General features: G+C 52.6%; 15 protein-coding genes and 1 tRNA gene. 4 read left to right on the plus strand and 12 right to left on the minus strand.

The annotated features are described in order from the left end of the window. The first annotated feature begins 11 nt into the window (after positions 1–11). Together argJ and mutT are read left to right on the plus strand one after the other, a co-directional pair. Positions 12–1232 (plus strand): bifunctional glutamate N-acetyltransferase/amino-acid acetyltransferase ArgJ, encoded by a 1221-nt coding sequence (argJ, locus tag ADINL_RS02990; RefSeq protein WP_036543802.1) that lies wholly within the window; start codon positions 12–14, stop codon positions 1230–1232. Continuing rightward, positions 1213–1635 carry an 8-oxo-dGTP diphosphatase MutT gene (gene mutT, locus ADINL_RS02995; RefSeq protein WP_084154367.1) on the plus strand — a complete coding sequence of 141 codons (423 nt, stop codon included), beginning with the start codon at positions 1213–1215 and terminating at the stop codon, positions 1633–1635. Before argJ ends, mutT begins: the two co-directional genes overlap by 20 nt. A gap of 50 nt (positions 1636–1685) precedes the next feature. Here the strand turns inward: mutT and ADINL_RS03000 are convergent, their stop codons facing one another. From ADINL_RS03000 to ADINL_RS03025, 6 genes are read right to left on the minus strand one after another with little or no spacing between them, the layout of a single operon-like run. Then, a complete protein-coding gene (locus ADINL_RS03000) occupies positions 1686–2075 on the minus strand; it encodes a Na+/H+ antiporter subunit G (protein ID WP_036543803.1) in 390 nt (129 codons plus the stop codon). 9 nt (positions 2076–2084) lie between these two features. Further along, complete coding sequence (locus ADINL_RS03005; RefSeq protein WP_036543804.1) at positions 2085–2354, minus strand: K+/H+ antiporter subunit F; 270 nt, start codon at positions 2352–2354, stop codon at positions 2085–2087. Beyond that, positions 2348–2851 carry a Na+/H+ antiporter subunit E gene (locus ADINL_RS03010; RefSeq protein ID WP_036543806.1) on the minus strand — a complete coding sequence of 168 codons (504 nt, stop codon included), beginning with the start codon at positions 2849–2851 and terminating at the stop codon, positions 2348–2350. Before ADINL_RS03010 ends, ADINL_RS03005 begins: the two co-directional genes overlap by 7 nt. 1 nt (position 2852) lies before the next feature. Then, the gene (locus tag ADINL_RS03015; protein ID WP_036543808.1) at positions 2853–4376 is read right to left on the minus strand and encodes a monovalent cation/H+ antiporter subunit D; all 1524 of its coding nucleotides are present in this window, start codon (positions 4374–4376) and stop codon (positions 2853–2855) included. Then, positions 4376–4732: a Na+/H+ antiporter subunit C gene (locus ADINL_RS03020; RefSeq protein WP_036543810.1), complete on the minus strand. Its 357-nt coding sequence runs from the start codon at positions 4730–4732 to the stop codon at positions 4376–4378. The genes ADINL_RS03015 and ADINL_RS03020 overlap by 1 nt, the downstream gene beginning before the upstream one ends. Continuing rightward, positions 4732–7527, minus strand: coding sequence for a monovalent cation/H+ antiporter subunit A (locus tag ADINL_RS03025; protein ID WP_036543818.1), 2796 nt, complete (start codon positions 7525–7527; stop codon positions 4732–4734). The genes ADINL_RS03020 and ADINL_RS03025 overlap by 1 nt, the downstream gene beginning before the upstream one ends. Before the next feature lie 209 nt (positions 7528–7736). Here ADINL_RS03025 and ADINL_RS03030 point away from each other — a divergent pair, with 209 nt between their 5' ends. Beyond that, positions 7737–10076 (plus strand): methyl-accepting chemotaxis protein, encoded by a 2340-nt coding sequence (locus ADINL_RS03030; protein WP_036543820.1) that lies wholly within the window; start codon positions 7737–7739, stop codon positions 10074–10076. A 24-nt stretch (positions 10077–10100) separates the two neighbouring features. Next, positions 10101–11072, plus strand: a complete 972-nt coding sequence (locus tag ADINL_RS03035) for a D-2-hydroxyacid dehydrogenase family protein (protein WP_036543826.1) — start codon at positions 10101–10103, stop codon at positions 11070–11072. 8 nt (positions 11073–11080) lie between these two features. Here the strand turns inward: ADINL_RS03035 and ADINL_RS03040 are convergent, their stop codons facing one another. The 6 genes from ADINL_RS03040 to ADINL_RS03065 all read right to left on the minus strand — a co-directional run bounded on the left by ADINL_RS03040 (position 11081) and on the right by ADINL_RS03065 (position 17481). Next, positions 11081–14143 carry an efflux RND transporter permease subunit gene (locus ADINL_RS03040; RefSeq protein ID WP_036543827.1) on the minus strand — a complete coding sequence of 1021 codons (3063 nt, stop codon included), beginning with the start codon at positions 14141–14143 and terminating at the stop codon, positions 11081–11083. Further along, complete coding sequence (locus ADINL_RS03045) at positions 14140–15117, minus strand: efflux RND transporter periplasmic adaptor subunit (protein ID WP_161667728.1); 978 nt, start codon at positions 15115–15117, stop codon at positions 14140–14142. Before ADINL_RS03045 ends, ADINL_RS03040 begins: the two co-directional genes overlap by 4 nt. Before the next feature lie 228 nt (positions 15118–15345). Next, a tRNA-Met gene (locus tag ADINL_RS03050) sits at positions 15346–15422 on the minus strand. A 69-nt stretch (positions 15423–15491) separates the two neighbouring features. Continuing rightward, on the minus strand, positions 15492–15878 hold the full coding sequence (locus ADINL_RS03055; protein ID WP_036543832.1) for a PilZ domain-containing protein: 387 nt from the start codon (positions 15876–15878) through the stop codon (positions 15492–15494). After that, positions 15875–16663 carry an OmpA/MotB family protein gene (locus ADINL_RS03060; protein WP_036543837.1) on the minus strand — a complete coding sequence of 263 codons (789 nt, stop codon included), beginning with the start codon at positions 16661–16663 and terminating at the stop codon, positions 15875–15877. The genes ADINL_RS03055 and ADINL_RS03060 overlap by 4 nt, the downstream gene beginning before the upstream one ends. After that, positions 16660–17481 (minus strand): motility protein A, encoded by an 822-nt coding sequence (locus ADINL_RS03065; protein ID WP_051632505.1) that lies wholly within the window; start codon positions 17479–17481, stop codon positions 16660–16662. Before ADINL_RS03065 ends, ADINL_RS03060 begins: the two co-directional genes overlap by 4 nt. Between the last annotated feature and the right edge of the window lie 112 nt (positions 17482–17593).

Here is a 17593-nt window from a genome sequence, read left to right on the forward strand (position 1 = left end):
GGGACACAGTCATGGCGGTAGGTGTTGAAAAAAAACTGGAACTGCTTCCGGTTAAAGGGTTTCGTTTGGGCATCGCATCAGCGGGTATAAAAAAGCCTGGCCGTCGAGATGTTGTGGTGATGGAAGTACCGGTGGATGCGACGCTCGCTGCCGTATTTACCCGTAACCAGTTTTGTGCAGCACCTGTTGTCCTCGCTAAAAAACACCTGGCCAGTGGCGCACTGCCACGCTATTTGCTGGTGAATACCGGTAATGCGAATGCCGGTACGGGTGCAGCGGGTTTAACCGCGGCGGCTGATTGCTGTGCTGCCTTGGCTGAAAAAACCCGTGTGGATACTGAATCCGTCTTGCCTTTCTCCACTGGTGTGATTGGTGAGCCTTTACCGGTCGCAAAAATTGTTGCCGCTCTGGATGCTGCGCTCGACAATCTGGATGAAAATCACTGGTTGGAAGCGGCGCATGGCATTATGACGACCGATACGCGTCCCAAAGGGCACAGTGTTGTGATTGAGCATCAGGGTAAACAGATTACCCTGACAGGTATTTCCAAAGGCTCGGGCATGATTATGCCGAACATGGCGACCATGCTGGGCTATGTGGCTACTGATGCGGTGGTGGATGCGAATTTACTGCAGCGTCTGCTGAGCCAGGTGAATGAACAGTCTTTCAATCGCATCACCGTGGATGGTGATACCTCTACCAATGATGCCTGTCTGCTGGTGGCGACAGGTCAAAGTGGTGTGGAGGTCAGCGATCTCGAACCTGCTCTGATGGACAAGTTTGTGGCTGGATTGCGTGAAGTGATGCTGGAGCTGGCACAGGCTATTGTGAAAGATGGCGAAGGGGCTACCAAATTTGTAGAAGTTCGTGTCGAACGTGCTGCCAATGTTGATGAAGCGTTGAAAGTCGCCTATACCATTGCCCATTCACCGCTGGTCAAAACAGCACTGTTTGCCAGCGATCCTAACTGGGGACGTATTCTGGCCTGTGTAGGTCGTGCCGGTGTGCAGGATCTGGATGTTGATGAAGTCAATATCTGGCTGGATGATGTGGCTATTGTCCGTAACGGTGGTCGTGCAGAGAGCTACACAGAAGCACAGGGTCAGGCCGTCATGAACCAGGAAAATATTCTGATTCGTGTCTCGCTCAATCGTGGTCAGGTACAGGAAAGTATCTGGACAACTGATCTGTCCCACGACTATGTGAAAATCAATGCTGAATACCGTTCCTGATCAGACGCCTCGACTGCATGTCGCCGCGGCGGTGATCTACAGCCCTGAAGGGGCTATTCTGCTTGCCAGACGTCCTGAGCATAAGCATCAGGGCGGTCTCTGGGAATTTCCCGGTGGTAAGGTAGAAGCCGGAGAGAGTGTCCTGGCGGCGCTTGCTCGCGAGCTGCAAGAGGAGTTGGGTATTAGTGCAATTGAAGCGCAGCCGCTGCTGCAATTGCAGCATGACTACCCGGACCGTTCGGTGTTACTGGATGTTTACAGCGTGACAGCCTTTCAAGGCGAGCCGCAAGGGTGTGAAGGCCAGCCATTGGCCTGGGTAACACGTGACCGGTTGCGTGAGTATGCTTTCCCTGCGGCCAATCAGCCTATTCTGGACTGCCTGCTCGACTCAGCTGCTGACTGATTAGCCTGCCGGGGTTTCAACCCCTGGCAGAGCGTTACCACTCAGACTTTTCATGATTTACCAGATTCGACTGTCTCACCAGAAGGTGCCATCTGCTGTGATGCGGGTTCCACCAGTGCTTGTCCACGCGTGCGTGAAATCATCTTGAGTTTCTGATGCAAAGCAGTTTTGGCCATCATATGTGCACTCACAGGTGCTGTGATAAACAGGAACAGTGTGATCAGCAGCTCATGCACACTAATATGGCCAGGCTCACGCAGTGTAAACAGAATCATGGAAGCGATTAACAGCCCCCCCATTCCCAGTGTCGTTGCCTTGGTTGGAGCATGCAGCCGCATGAAAAAGTCGGGCAGGCGCATTAGCCCGATGGACCCCACCAGAATAAAGATCCCGCCGACCAGTAAAAAAACAGAAACAACCAGTTCGAGTATAAAATTCATAGTCAGGCCTTATTCAATGATGTCGCCACGTAGCAGGTATTTACACAGGGCTGCCGTGCTGACAAAGCCAAGCATGGCGATCAACAGCGCGGCTTCAAAATACAGTGTAGAACCAAGCCAGATGCCCAACAGAATGATCAGGGCAATACTGTTGATGTACATGGTATCCAGGGCCAGCAGTCGATCTGCCAGATCAGGTCCGGCAAACAGTCGCCATAAATTCAGAATCAGGGCAATAACCACCATAATGCTGACCAAAATAACTGTCAGACTTAGCATGAGAAAATCTCCATCAAGGGTTTTTCATAGCGCTCTTTAATGGTGGCGATGAGTTCCGCTTCATCGGTCATCGATAACGCATGGATATAGAGAAACTTGCGGCACTGTGAAACTTCAGAGCTGACAGTACCCGGTGTCAGTGAAACGGTGCTGGCCAGCAGTGTGATAGGCAGGTCACCTTCGATATCCAGCGGCATGGCGATCAGCGCTGGATGTAATTGATCCAGAGGCCCCATCACCTGTCTGGCGACTTCCACATTGGCAGTGACAATATCACCGAGTACCATCAGTGCATAGCGGGCTGTCTTGACCGGCTTATGCAGAGCCGGCTGAGGGTGGCTCAGACCTGATGTCAGTAGCGGAATACCCAGTGCGAGAATTGTTCCCAGCACCAGGTGTCCGGGTGCCAGGGTGTTATTCAGCAGTAGCCAGGTGACCAGCAGCAAAATGCTGTGGTAAGGCATGGGGAGCCAGCGAAAGCGGGGCTTGGCAAGCATCTTAGTAGCCTCCTGCAGAAAGGTTCAGTGCGGGTAGCAAAGCGTCCACGGACAGGGCCGGGTCGTGTAACACAGCCGCGGCTGTGCTGGTTACTGCAGTGACCGGGCCTGCAAAAATCACCAGAAGCGGCGAGCAGATCAGCAACAGGGATACAGCCAGCAACTTGGCTACTGGCACCTGCTCACCCTCTTCATTCAGGCTGGTGACCCGCCAGAACAGTGTTGTACCTGCACGTGACAAGGCAATAATCGCAGCCAGTCCTGCCAGCAGGATAGCGCTCCAGGACCAGGCCATGCTGGCGCCTGAATCAGCGGCTTGCAACAGCAGGGCTTTGCCGATAAAGCCGGAAAGCGGTGGCATGCCAACCATGGCAATGGCAGCGACAAAGTAGAGACCTGCCAGCAGATCACGTTGTTTCATCTGTCGTGCCTGAACAAAGCGATCTTCAGCCTTGCCACGCTGACGGCTGATCATGTCGGCGATCAGAAACATGGCGGCAGATACCAGAGTTGTGTGCAGCAGGTAATAGAACGCAGCACCTGCCGACTGTTCACTTCCCAGTGCAGCACCGACTAACAGGGTGCCCACTGAAATCAGAATCATGTTTGCCGTCAGTAAACGCAGGTTGGAGCTGGCCAGTGTACCAACAGCTCCGGCAAAGAGTGTCAGAATCGCAATTGGCCAGAGCCAGAATTGGGCGATATGAGCCAGCTCGCCAGCCTGCTCACCAAAGATCACGGTATGTACCCGGAAAATGCTGTAGATACCCACCTTGGTCATAATCGCAAACATGGCAGCGACGGGGGCGCTGGCCGCTGCATAGGTGCGGGGCAGCCAGAAGTGCAGTGGCAGCATGGCTGATTTCAGACCGAATACTACCAGTAACAGCAGCCCGGCAACCTTGACCAGCAATTGATCATCATGGCTGAGGTGTTGCAGCTTAATCGCCATATCTGCGATATTCAGCGTACCCAGCATGCCATAGAGAATACCCAGTGCAATCAGGAAAATGCTTGAACCGACCAGGTTCAGAATCACATAGTGCAGGCTGGCCTGGGTTTTCTGCTTGCCGCCGCCGTGCACCAGCAAGGCATACGAGGCAATCAGCAGGATTTCAAAGCAGACAAACAGGTTAAACAGGTCGCCGGTTAAAAACGCACCATTCACACCTGCCATCAGCAGTAAAATCAGGGTGTGATAATACATCCCGGTTTCATCATCACCTGCGCAGGCAAACAGGATCGCAGCCAGTCCGAGTACAGATGTCAGCAGCATCAGCAAAGCCGCAAGAGGATCGGCAACCAGCACAATGCCAAAGGGAGGCTGCCAGTTACCCAACAGGTACAACTGTGTGCCCTGCGTATAACTGGTATGCAGCAGCGTGGCGGATACCAGAATCAGCAGCAGACTGGTGAAAATGGCAAAGATGCGCTGACGAATCAAGGCGTTCTGAATCGGTGGCAGCAACAGCAGCAGTCCACCCAGTATCGGCAGTAAAAATGGCAGAATAACCAGATGTGACATCAGTTCCGCTCCTTGTCAGACAAGGAAGAGTGATCGGGAATGCGTCCATCCACATGGTCATTGCCCAGATCGCCACGTCCGCGCATCGCCAGAATGACAACAAAGGCCGTCATGGCAAATCCTATGACAATCGCCGTCAGGACCAGGGCTTGCGGTAGAGGGTCACCGTATTGATCAGTGCTGCCAATGATCGCGGCAGAATTGATCGACAGGCGGCCACTGGAGAAAAGAAACAAGTTAACGGCATAGCCCAGCAGTGTTAATCCAACGACAACCGGGAAGGTTCTGCCACGCAGAATCAAAAAAACTCCACAGGTGGTTAACACACCGACACAGAGTGCAAACAGCGCTTCCATTAACGGTTCTCCTCCATTTTGGGACGGTGTGAGGTGGTGAGTTTACCCAGGTTTGCCAGAATCAGCAGTGTTGCTGCAACAACAGTAATGTAAACACCCAGGTCAAATGCAATGGCACTGGCCAATTCAAATTCTCCAATCCAGGGCAAGTGGAAATAATCAAACCAGCTGGTCAGGAATGGCTTGTCAAACAGCCAGCTGCCCATACCGGTCAGGGCAGCAATGAGCACGCCGATGGCAATTGACCACTGATAGTTGACCTTCAGTCTGGGTTTGACCCAATCCACACCATGCGCGATGTATTGCAAAATGATAGCCACAGCGGTAATCAATCCGGCAATAAAGCCTCCACCGGGCATGTTATGGCCACGCAGGAAGATATAGGCTGATACCAGCAACGCCAGAGGCAGCAGTGACTGAGATACTGTACGCAAAATCATCGGGTGGCTGTCTTTGGTCCAGTTGCGGCCCTTTATATCACCTGATGGCATGGAGACTTTCATGCGATTAATCAGTTTGAAGATGCCCAGTGCGGCAATTCCCAGCACCAGGATTTCACCGAAGGTATCAAAACCACGGAAATCGACCAGAATGACGTTGACGGCATTGGTGCCGCCACCGCCAGGCTTGCTGTTCTCCAGGAAAAAGTCAGAGATACTCAAGCCTGAACGCGTCATGATGGCATAGTTCAGGGTGGCAAAAATGCCACCAATCAGTGCAGCGATACCCAGGTCACGCGCCACCCGTCCGGGGCTGGACTCCTTCGGGGTCTGTTGCGGCAGGAAAAAAAGTGCCAGCATCAGCAGAATAATCGTGACAACCTCAACGGACAGCTGCGTGAGTGCCAGGTCTGGTGCGGAGAAGTAGGAAAAGCTTACCGATACAACCAGTCCAACCACGGAAAGTGTCAGCAGGGAAATGTAGCGCTGACGATGCCAGATCACTGTGGCCAGGGCTGAAAAGATCAGGATGACGGCCAGCGTCAGTGTCAGCCAGTTCAGCGGCAGCGGTTCACGATCACCTGCCGTATCGACCAGCTGTAGCAGTGGTTTTCCTGCAAAAACGGCGACCAGCAGGAATAACAGGAACAGATAGCGCTGCAGTGACCCGTTTTCGAAAAACTGCTGGATACGTACGCTGCTGCGTACCAGACACTGAATCAGACTTTCAAACACCAGTTTGGCATCGGTTTCCGGAAACTGACTCTGAAATTTGAACAGCTTGCGGCGGTTATGATAGATGATTACCCCCAGCAGCATAGCGACGATACTCATCACCAGAGCCAGGTTAAAGCCATGCCAGATGGACAGGGAGTAGTTCGGGACATCGCCCCCCAGAACGGCAACTGAGGCGCTGTAGAGCAGCCCGCCAACCATAAAGCCGGGGAACAGTCCTACCAGCAGACAGAGCGCAACCAGAATCTCCACCGGGACCTTCATATAGCGTGGTGGCTCATGTGGTGTTTTTGGCAGATCAACCGGTTCGCCATTAAAGAACACGTCATGAATAAAGCGCAGTGAATAGGCCACCGAGAAGACCGCCGCCAGCGTTGCCAGTACCGGGATCATCCAGGACAGTGAACCCAGCGTATGCTGCAGCAGGGTTTCTGCAAAGAACATCTCTTTGGACAGGAAACCATTCAGTAAGGGGACACCTGCCATGGATGCAGCCGCTACCATCGCCAGGGTGGCAGTATGCGGCATGTATTTCCACAGACCATTCAGTCGGCGCATATCCCGGGTACCTGCTTCATGGTCAATAATCCCGGCGGCCATGAATAGTGAGGCTTTAAAGGTGGCATGGTTGATAATATGGAAGATTGCAGCAATTGCAGCCAGTTCGGTTCCCATTCCCAGTAACAGTGTGATCAGACCCAGGTGGCTGATAGTGGAGTAGGCCAGCAAACCTTTCAGATCATGTTTGAACAGTGCGGTATAAGCGCCCAACAGCAGCGTAGCCATACCCGTCAGCGTCACCACGATAACCCAGAGCTCGGTGCCTGCCAGTGCCGGATAGAAACGGGCCATCAGGAAAATGCCGGCTTTTACCATGGTGGCTGAGTGCAGGTAAGCGCTGACGGGTGTCGGGGCCGCCATGGCATGCGGGAGCCAGAAATGGAAAGGAAATTGTGCTGATTTGGTAAAAGCACCCAGTAAAACCAGGCCAAGCACTACAGGGTAGAGGGCATGCTCACGGATCAGATCACCCTGTTGCAGCACCACCTGAAGATCATAACTGCCGACAATTTTACCCAGCAGAATCAGGCCTGCCAGTAATGCCAGTCCACCGGCTCCGGTGACGGTCAGGGCCATACGCGCACCTTTACGACCTTCTGTCTTGCCATGCCAGAAACTGATCAGCAGGAACGAACTGATACTGGTCAGCTCCCAGAACATCCATAACTGAATCAGGTTATTGGACAGGACGATGCCGAGCATGGCGGTCATGAACAGCATCAGATAGGCGTAGAACTTGCCCATTGAATCCTTTGAGGACAGGTAATAACGCGCATACAGGATAATCAGTAAGCCAATACCGAGAATCAGCAGTGCAAACAGGAAGGCCAGTCCGTCGAGGCGGAAAGACAATGCCATGCCAAGTGCAGGCACCCAGTCAACAGCAACAATGAGGGTGTCACCGCGAAAAACGGCAGGTGCCTTGAATAACAGAATGAGCAGTGCCAGTGCGGGCGCTGCGGCTGTTGCAAAGGCACAATTGGTTCGCCCAAACCGCTCGGAAAACATGGGAGCGAGCACCCCGAGTGCCGGTAACAAGGGGATCCAGAAAAGACTCATGTGGCAGTAAGCTCCTGCAATTTAACGTAACAGACGGGCATGAAAAACGCTCCATTCTAATCTAATTACAAAAGGCAATAAAAGCGGTTAAGGGGTTTTTGCTAATAAACGGCTTTGTTTGAATCAACAGCTCTGGAGTATTTTGACGACAGTATGAGTGTGGTATAAGACCTTGGTATAGATTTTATTTGGTCTGGCGGAGTGGTGGTATGAGTCTACAAAAAAAATTATTGCTGATTATATTGGCGCTGGCATTGATGGCTGCGGTAACGTCAAGTCTGCTGATCAGCTCGGCAAGCTTGCGTGCAGGAGAATCCTTGCTCAGAGAGCAGGCGGATCTGCGTGTTGCCATGATCAGTCAGGCACAGCAGCAGCGTCTGGATGAATACTTGCAGGGTGTGCAGCAGCAAGTCGCCAACCATGCCCGCAGTGTGCAGGCTCGTCGGGCGATCACCGGGATGGGTTCTGCCTATCGTGGTTATCGTCTGAATGCGGTTGTACGCAGTCTTGAAAACACCGATGAGGTGTCGGCCGCACTGCAACACTACTTGCAACAAGGGTTTGCGCAATCACTGTTGGCACTGAATCCGGGTCAATCCTTTGATGCTGCAGGTTATGTCGCGTCCTTGAGCAAACCTGAACTGGTTCTTCAATATTACTATCTGGTCGAATCGTCCGGTGACTGGGCACAGAAACAGTGGGTGGATGAAGCTGATGATCGTTCTCGCTACAGCATAGCCCATCGGGAGTTTAATCCAGAACTGCGTGAATTTTCTGAAGCCTATGGGTTTACGGACCTTTATTACATCGATACATCCGGCAATGTCGTCTACTCGCTGTTGAAGCATCCTGATTTTGGTATTTCGGTAGATCATCCGCTGTTGAGTGATACGGGTCTGGCCCAGGCGTATCGTCAGGCATTGCAGCTGCCTGTGGAGGCAGCGCCAGTCGTGACAGATTTTGCCAGCTATCGTCCGGCACTGGATTTGCCCAGCGCCTTTGTCGCTATGCCGGTCTATGAGGCGGGAGAAAGTGAGCCTGCCGGTGTGTTTGCAGTACGGTTAACCACTGAAGCTCTGCAAGCCACCCTTTCCAATCAGGGGAATCGTGCCGCGCTTGGACTCGGTGAAACAGGAGATACCTATCTGTTGAATCGGCAGGGCGTTCTGTTATCGGGCAAGCGCGAATTTGACAGTGCTCCTGATGTGTTTCTGCAGCAACTGTCGCAACTTGGCTCCCAGCAGCGTGAGCTGATGCAGAAACGTCAGAGTCCAGTGGGTATCCTGTCACTCGATAGTCATGCCATACAGCAGGCGCAGGCGGGGCAGTCAGGAGTCGAGGGATATCTCAATCCGATGCAGCAAGCCGTGATCGGTGCTTTCCAGCCGCTGACATTTGCCGGGTTGAACTGGTTATTGATCACAGAAGTGGACGCAGATGAGGCCCTGGCGGCGGTACGAGAGTTGCGTCGGGAAGTGGTGAGTTATGCTGTTGGCATTACATTAGCGGTACTGTTGTTGGCGGGTGTAGCTGCACTGCTGATTGCACGGTCATTGGGTAAACCCGTGGCGGTACTCAAAGGCAGTTTGGTAGGTATACAGCAGAGTCGTGATTTGACCCGAAAAAGCCCGTTACAGGGGCAGGATGAGTTTGGTCAGATCTCAACCGCATTGAATCGGCTGCTGGAGGATATTGCTCAGTCAGTCACTCAGGTAGGACAGGCAGCTGGAACGGTCAATACGGCGTCATCAGAATTGCTCCAGGGGTCAGAGCAGACGCTGAAACTGCTCAATCAGCAGCGTCAGCGTAACCAGTCTGCCGAAGCGCTGCTGGGTGATTTGGTATCCAGTGCGACTGAGGTGAGTGAGCAGGCACAGACTACGCACCGATTGACCCAAACAGCCGATCAGGAAATTGACGGCAGCAGTCGTATCATTCAGCAGGTCATCGCTGAGGTACAGCAGATGGCAGAGGGCGTTAGTGACTCTGCCTCGAGTATTACCCAGTTGGCAAAAGAGTTTGATCAAATTGGCCAGGTACTGGAAGTGATTTCCCAGTTGGCTGCTCAAACCAATTTACTGGCGTTGAATGCTGCGATTGAGGCTGCGCGGGCGGGTGAACATGGTCGAGGGTTTGCTGTGGTAGCCGAAGAGGTGCGCAAGCTGGCGCAGCGCTCTCATGATGCCACTGAACAGATTCAGGACATCATTAATGGCCTGTTGAAAAATACGCGTCTGGCGGAGCAGCGGATGAACAGTGAGCAGGAGCGCTCTGTTGCACTGGGAAAAACCGCCTTGACTGCGGAATCTGCTTTGCAAACAATCGGTAGTGCATTACAGGCCATTGTGGAGGCCAATCAGGATATCCTGACGATTTCCACTGAGCAGAAGCGTATGACGGATGAGCTGGCGAGTGTACTGCAAGGCAGCTTTGACAGTGCGCGTGCGACTCAGCAGCAGGCAGATGAAAATGCAGCGGCCAGTGAACGCTTGGGGCAGGTAGCTCATGAGCTGAACCAGACAGCCACACAGTGGAAAGTTTCACGCTGAGAATGACAGGTTGGAGAGTGCTTTGTGAACATAGCGATACTGGATGATTACCAGGATCAGGTGAGAAGCCTGTCCTGCTTTTCCTTACTGCAGGCACATGATGTGCGCATACTGAACACCACCTATGTCGATCCGGTTGAACTGGCTGATCAGTTAGCTGGTGTTGAAGCGCTGGTATTGATTCGGGAGCGTACGTTGATCACTGAAGCCTTGCTGTCGCGCTTGCCGACGTTAAAACTCATTAGCCAGACCGGCAAAATCAGTCAGCATCTGGATCCTCAGCTGTGTCAGCGTTTTGGTGTTGCGGTAGCCGAAGGTGTGGGGTCGCCTGTCGCACCCTCTGAGCTCTGCTGGGCCTTGATCATGAATGCTTCACGCCACCTGAGTGCTTATGTGCAGCAGTTGTCTGCCGGTCAGTGGCAGCAGTCAGGCAGCCTGGGGCTTGGACGCAGCTTGCAGGGGCGTCAGTTGGGTATCTGGGGGTATGGCAAAATAGGTCAGCGTGTGGCCCAGTATGCCCGTGCCTTTGGTATGCAAGTACTGGTATGGGGGAGTGAGGGCTCCAGAAAAAAAGCTGTTGAGGATGGCTTTTCGGCGGCTGAGAATAAAGCACAGTTTTTTGCCTCGGCCGATGTGATTTCACTGCATTTACGACTGAATCCTGTGACTCGTTATTGCGTGACGGCTGAGGACCTGGCCCTGATGAAAGCTGATGCCTTGCTGGTCAATATCAGTCGTGCCGAGCTGATTGAACCAAATGCGCTTTATGATGCGCTCGTTCAGGTGCCGACACGTCAGGCAGCGCTGGATGTGTTTGAACAGGAACCTGTGATCCCGGCGCAGGAGCCACTGCTGCGTCTGCCTAATGTGTTGGCATCACCACATCTGGGCTATGTTGAACGCAGCAGTTACGAACTCTATTTTCGTGTGGCATTTGAAAATGTGCTCGCGTTTGCTGAGGGCAGGCCACACAACCTGGTACAGGTGGCATCCTAGTCATCTGCTCAGGTTCGTCTGCTTGTGAGCTTGTAAATCAGTGGGATGGTGAAAAGTGTCAGCAGTGTCGAGACGCAAATACCCCAAACGATTGCGGTGGCAACCGGGCCAAAAATAAGCGACTTGCCACCCAGTCCCAGGGCTAGTCCCATGAGTCCTGCCATAGTGGTTGCGGCCGTGATCAGAATAGGGACCAGACGTCGTCTGGATGCATAAATGATGGCGTGCTGAATACTCATGCCTGCTTCCCGGCGGCTGTTGGCGGCGGCAATCAATACGATTGCCGAGTTGACTGCGATCCCTGATAACGCAACCAGTCCATAGAGGGTATAGAGACTGAGCGGATTATTGCTGAGCCACAGACCATATGCCACACCGGTAAATGCCATGGGAATGGTGAGCAGTATGATGAAGGGCTGGAAATAACTTCTGAATTGAGCACCCAGTATGAGATACATCAAACCTACACCCAGAATAAAGAGTGCTGTCAGGGCACTGAGTGACTCTTGAATGTCATCCAGTTCTCCCGAGAAATCCAGTGTAATTCCCGGGTGCTGCTGTGCGATTTCTTGCCAGGCATCCTGAATTTGCTGGTTAGCCTGTAGGGTGTCTATCTTGCTGCGGTCAATATTGGCTTCAAGGGTAATAGAGCGGCTGAAGTTATAGTGACGCAGGCTTTCAAAGCCTACTCTGATCTCAATATCCACCAGTTCGCTCAAGGGAATGAGAGTGCCGCTGGGTGTGGCAATCAGGGTATCCAGCCAGTGCCGTATATCCTCTGTCTCAGTGCCCTGGCTGCGTACGCGCAGATCCACCTGTTCACCCCGGTCTGTCATTTGTGCAACAATTTCACCGTCAGTCATGATGCGCAGGGTGCGGGTGACGGTCATGGAATCAAGCCCGGCACGACGTATTGCGGGCAAGTTCAGCTGAGTGACCAGCTGTTGTATGCCGGGAGATGCATCATTGGTGATATCGGTAATGCCGTCAATATCTTGCAGTATCAAAGTAAGGTCATCTATGGCCCGCTGAATCACCGGGTAGTCGTCACCACGTACTTTAATGCTGATCGGCATCGAACTTGGCGGGCCACCTGATAGTTTTAACAGATTGATTCTGGCAGGTGCGGGCGCCAGGTCAGGGAGCTGGTCACGCAATGTCTGGATAATGTCATCAGCACTGCGGCCATTATTGTGGCGTGACGTCAGACTGATAAACACCTGGCCATAGGCATCGCCTAACAGTGGCTCGGTTTCGGTAAACATTTGGCCGGCATAGGCGACCATGGAGCGAATTTCATCTGGTCGAATCAGCGTTCTGGCGATCTGTTCAACCTGTTGTGTAGCGAGCAGCGTACTCTCCAGCGTCGAGCCGGCCGGCATTTCAACGTTGACATAAAATACCTGTAGCGTATCGGCCGCAAAAAAGTTAGTTGCGATGCGTTCACTGGCAACCAGATAGACAGCCGATGAAAATGTACTGATCAAGACCACCAGTGTCACCCAGGGGTGACGAAAGCTTTTAACCAGTATGCGTCCATAGAAGTTTCTCAGACGCCGCATGAACTGTTCACGGCGGCTCAGGTGATGCTGCTGATAGGCTGGATCTGATTGCAGCAGTCTGGTTTGGGAAGGCAGCATCCAGAAGGCTTGTATCAGGCTGAATAACAGTGCAAATGTGACCACCAGAGGCACAATGCGCATAAAGTCACCAAGAATGCCAGGCATCAGCATCAGGGGGAGAAAGGCTGCAACGGTGGTCATGATGGCCGCTAACAGAGGCCAGCCGACTTCCTGCATTGCACCTATGGCGGCTTCAATGGAGTCCTGTCCGTGCTGGAGCCGTTGATGCATGGCTTCGACCATGACCACGGCAACGTCGACCAGCATGCCCAGTGCGATGATAACACCCAGTAATACCGTCAGGTTGAGTGTTTCTTGCTGGGCCTGTAAAAGAATAAAGACGCCAGTCAGGGAAAAAGGGATTGCCAACGCAACCAATACACCAATTCGCCAGCCGAGAAACAGCCAGCTGACAATAAAGACAAACAGCAGTCCCTGCAGGGCATTGGATTGCATGATATCAATAGCACGACGTGTGGTTTCGGTTTGATCATCGGCTAGTATGGCTGTCACGCCCTGGCCAGTATTCAGGTGGTTCCAGTCCTGTAAAAACTGATCCAGGGTGTTGACCAGTTCCAGGGTGTTGGCATTGGCATCTTTCATAACAGCCATCATCACAGCTGGCTTCTGCTCAAACCGGACGCTCTGCGTGGCATCCTGACGGGCACGCTGTATGGTGGCGACTTCTTCCAGTAATACTTCCCCGCTGAGCAAGGGGAGCTTGAGCCTGGCCAGCTGCTCTGGATCAGGCGATTGTCCTACATGACGTATCAGCCATTGCTGGTTTGAGACAGTCAGGCGCCCGGCCGCCAGGTCCTGCCATTGCAAGGCGATCATATCGGCAATCTGGGTCGGGCTGACACCGAGACTGGCCAAGCGGTCAAAATCCAGTTTTACCTGTACTTCCGGATCGTTCAGGCCAACTGTATCCACCCGATCAACACCGCGTATCTGTTCCAGGTCGCGCTCCAGCTGGTAGGACAGTCGTCTGAGTGTTTCGTCATCATCCATTCCATACACCACCACCGTGGCAGACGGAAAAGCATTGGCGCTGGTGATCTCAAGAATAATGGGTTCGACGATATCACTGGGCAGTTCGCTGCGTTTGCTCTGAATTTCCCGGCGCAGATCGTTCACCCGTTTGTCAAATGTACGTTCATCCAGATCCCGGAAACGCACCAGAATATTGGACAGGCCAACACGAGAGGTGCTGGATACAAAGTTGACATCGTTCAGTTTTCGCAGCGCATCTTCCATGGGCTGAGTCACACGCATCTCGATGTCTTCAGCACTGGCACCCGGCAGGGCTGTCACAATGACGATCCAGTTAAAGTTGATCGTAGGGTCCTGCTGTCTGGGCAGCATTTGGTAAGACAGTGTGCCCATCAAAAGCACTAATACGAAGACCAGATTGGCCAGCACAGTGTTACGCAGCAAAGCACGTATCATTCTGTAGTGCCTGCTTGCAGCCACTGGTGGCCTTGAACGACAAGCTCTGCCGAGTTGAGTTCGTCAGGAACCGGGTAGGGGCGTCCTTCTTCAGCACCTGCGAGGGGGTGAAATCTTACATCGGCACTCTCTGCGACAAAGACACCCAGCTGTCCCAGGCGGCTGACAATCAGCTGTGCCGGAATGAAGGCTTGACGTTCTGTCAGAATCAGGCTGCCACTGCTGCCAATCGGAACAGATTCCGGTGCACGAAACCAGGCAGTTTGACTTCTGTTCTGCGCATTGATGACCGCAGATACACGCAGGAATTCGACCCGATAGGTTGATTCTGCTAATTGGAATTCAGCCTGCATGGCGTTGCTGAAGTCGAAGCGGTTCACCGGCAGGGTGACTTCGATTTCAGCATCAGAGAGTTGCTGCAGTGCCAGTAAGGGCATGCCGGGAGCCGTGCGCTCACCGATGCTGGCCAGTTGGGCGGTGATCGCTGCATCATAGGGGGCTTTAACGACACAGCGTTCTATTTGCCGCTCTGCCATCTGAATTTCAGTCTGGGTGGCTGTCAGTCTCGCGTGTTGGCGCGCTGTTTCTGATTGTGCATCCTCAGCAGACAGGCTATCAGTCAGCTGTCGATCACGCAGTGTCCCGAGACGTGTTGCCAGGCGTTGAGACTGGGTCAGGCTGGCTTGGATCTCTGCCAGACGAGATTTAAGTAACCGTAACTGGTCTTCTGAGTCTCGGCAATCCAGTGTGACCAGGCGTTGGTCTTTGGTGACCTGATCGCCAGGACGTACATGAATATCAAGGATGTTTGCGGCTATCTCACTGGACAGCTGTGTCGTGTTTTTACTGATGACTGTCGCAGCAAAGCGGTGCTGTCGTGTTTGCTGGATAGCCTGTATCGGCGCAGTGATGTAAGCTGATGTTGAGTCCGTTGCCCAGGATGGGCTGATCCATGAAAGGCTGATAAAGCTCAATACACAACCAGCAAGAACCGCCCTGATAAAACCACAGCGCATAAAATCCCTTGAACCCTTGTTGATAAACAGTTGACTTCCGTAACTTGAATACCATTTGTACCATAATTCTCAATACAGTGCGTTAAATTTTATCGACTTGGCAGGGGTGGAGATGTGGATAATTTTTGAGGAATAGCAGAAATGAAAAAGGCAGATCGGTAATTACCTGATCTGCCTTCTAAAATTTGGTAGCGGGGGCTGGATTTGAACCAACGACCTTCGGGTTATGAGCCCGACGAGCTACCAAGCTGCTCCACCCCGCATCAACGTGGGGCGTATATTATAGATGCATTTGATGCTTGTCAAGCCTTTATTACGCAATTGCAGTATAATCAGGCATCGGGTGCCGCGGGGAGTTCCCGGCTGCGAATAATGGCATTTTTTTGGCATTCCAGAATAAAGCGCGATAGCAGGCGCTCATCCAGGCTGCTCAGGCCTTGCAGCTCACCGGCATAGGTGCCAGTTTTGGTACGGATCAGCTTAAGCTGACAGAAAATTGAGTAGTCACGTTCACTCAGGGTGAAGTTGATCTGGGCGTCGTAGATTCCGGCAGCCAGTTCATGTTCACTTAGAAATGCCACACCATTGGCAGATAAGTCCTCCAGATCGACCAGATCCCCTTTGACTCTCAGACTGACTGGATCATCCTGTACTGGAGTCATGCGATAGGCTCGACGGCCTCGATCTTTGAGTCCCGGTAGTGAAATCTGTGGTTTCATCTTGGCAACTCCACTCGTTCCAGAACAAATTCAATACGCCGGTTCGCTGCACGGTTTTCATCTGAAATATTCGGCAGTAACGGCATTGAGTCACCATAACCGCTGGCGACGACACGTTGGGGGGTTAATCCACCCTCAACCAGAAAGCGTAATACGGCTGTTGCCCGAAAAGCAGACAGTTCCCAGTTAGACGGAAAGCGTTCAGGGTCAACGGGTTGATCATCAGTGTGCCCATGAATTTCCAGTTTAAAAGACGGATTTTCCAGTACTACTTCCAGAATGCTGTCGAGTAACGGCATCATTGAGCGGCGTATTTCCACTGAACCCTGATCAAACATCACTGCGGCATTGACCTTAAGATTTAGCTTGCCATCGCGGGGAGTACCAATTTCGACCCAACTGCCCATATCTTTTTCTGCCAGCGAGCCCTCAAGCTCCTGCACTATCTCTTGGAGTTCGACATTGATTGAGTCAACAAGTGCCTGTTGGAAGCGCATTTGATCGGCCAGCTCAGCATCACGATTGATCAGTACTGGTTCATTGGGATCGGGCACTCGAGTGGTTTCCGCTGCGGGTTCCAGTAACGGGATCAGACTGGAAGGCGCCGCATCACGGGAGAGGGCGATATTTAATGAGCGGGCAGCCTCCTCAAAGGCTTCCCGTTCAATACTGGAAATCGAAAACAGCAACACAAAAAATACCAGCAATAATGTCATCAGGTCGGCAAAGGTGGTGATCCAGCCTGGACCATCATTCTCTTCCAGTAACTGGGTTTTGCGGTTCATGCCTTGTTACCCTGGGGCTTGGGCTTGCTGCTGTCGCCAGTTTCGGTTTTCTGCTTGCTCCCCATTCTCAGCGGCTTGCGATTGGCTTCAGGTAAATACGAGGAAAGCTGCTCATACACGTGTGCGTAATGATCATTGGTGAGGATGCTGATACAGCCTTCACGAATGATCTCAAGATTCGTGACTTCTGACAGGGTTCTGGCTCTGAGTTTCCCGGCAATGGGCAGAAATACCACTGTAGCCAGCAGTGAGCCATAGAAGGTTGTCAGTAGTGCAATTGCCATGGCTGGGCCGATGGTTTCCGGATCCTGCAGGGCGCTGAGCATCTGTATCAAACCGATCAGGGTTCCGAGCATACCAAAAGCAGGTGCATACATGGCCATTTTACGAAACACATCCTGAACTGTGTGGTGTCGTGCGATCAGGGAGTCAATTTCGTTTTGCAGGGTATTGCGGATCACCTGTTCAGAGGCTGCTTCGGCCAGCAGGTTGGCTGCACGTTGCAGTACACGGGAATCGGTTTCAATATCGCCCAGCATCAGCAGACCGTGGCGATGACTGATACGGCTGAGTTCCAGCATGGTATCGATCATTTCCTGGGCGTTGGTTTTGTCCCGGGTAAAGACAATCCATGCTGCGCGAAATGCGTTCAGTACATCCCTGAACTGCACGGTTAACAGGGTTGCGGCAATGGTTCCCCCGGCCACAATCATCAAGCCGGGTACATTGATGAATACATCCGGGTTTCCACCCAGAAAGATGGCGACGACAATCAGGGCAATTCCGGAAATAATGCCCAGCAGTGATGCAAAATCCATGGCCGGTCTCTGTGTCAGTAAGATCAGTCACCGAGTATACCAATACCCGGTGAGTTTTACATACGCAGCATACTACTTGCTGAGTAGCTGAATTGTCAGGGTGATGAGATCG

The sequence above is a fragment of the Nitrincola lacisaponensis genome (genome assembly GCF_000691225.1).
GTDB classification, from domain to species: Bacteria; Pseudomonadota; Gammaproteobacteria; order Pseudomonadales; family Balneatricaceae; genus Nitrincola; species Nitrincola lacisaponensis.

Excerpts from the sequence above, each read along its gene's own strand:
- argJ (WP_036543802.1), top strand. The coding sequence starts at position 12 with ATGGCGGTAGGTGTTGAAAAAAAACTGGAACTGCTTCCGGTTAAAGGG.
- mutT (WP_084154367.1), top strand. The coding sequence starts at position 1,213 with ATGCTGAATACCGTTCCTGATCAGACGCCTCGACTGCATGTCGCCGCG.
- ADINL_RS03000 (WP_036543803.1), bottom strand. The coding sequence starts at position 2,075 with ATGAATTTTATACTCGAACTGGTTGTTTCTGTTTTTTTACTGGTCGGC.
- ADINL_RS03005 (WP_036543804.1), bottom strand. The coding sequence starts at position 2,354 with ATGCTAAGTCTGACAGTTATTTTGGTCAGCATTATGGTGGTTATTGCC.
- ADINL_RS03010 (WP_036543806.1), bottom strand. The coding sequence starts at position 2,851 with ATGCTTGCCAAGCCCCGCTTTCGCTGGCTCCCCATGCCTTACCACAGC.
- ADINL_RS03015 (WP_036543808.1), bottom strand. The coding sequence starts at position 4,376 with ATGTCACATCTGGTTATTCTGCCATTTTTACTGCCGATACTGGGTGGA.
- ADINL_RS03020 (WP_036543810.1), bottom strand. The coding sequence starts at position 4,732 with ATGGAAGCGCTGTTTGCACTCTGTGTCGGTGTGTTAACCACCTGTGGA.
- ADINL_RS03025 (WP_036543818.1), bottom strand. The coding sequence starts at position 7,527 with ATGAGTCTTTTCTGGATCCCCTTGTTACCGGCACTCGGGGTGCTCGCT.
- ADINL_RS03030 (WP_036543820.1), top strand. The coding sequence starts at position 7,737 with ATGAGTCTACAAAAAAAATTATTGCTGATTATATTGGCGCTGGCATTG.
- ADINL_RS03040 (WP_036543827.1), bottom strand. The coding sequence starts at position 14,143 with ATGATACGTGCTTTGCTGCGTAACACTGTGCTGGCCAATCTGGTCTTC.
- ADINL_RS03055 (WP_036543832.1), bottom strand. The coding sequence starts at position 15,878 with ATGAAACCACAGATTTCACTACCGGGACTCAAAGATCGAGGCCGTCGA.
- ADINL_RS03060 (WP_036543837.1), bottom strand. The coding sequence starts at position 16,663 with ATGAACCGCAAAACCCAGTTACTGGAAGAGAATGATGGTCCAGGCTGG.
- ADINL_RS03065 (WP_051632505.1), bottom strand. The coding sequence starts at position 17,481 with ATGGATTTTGCATCACTGCTGGGCATTATTTCCGGAATTGCCCTGATT.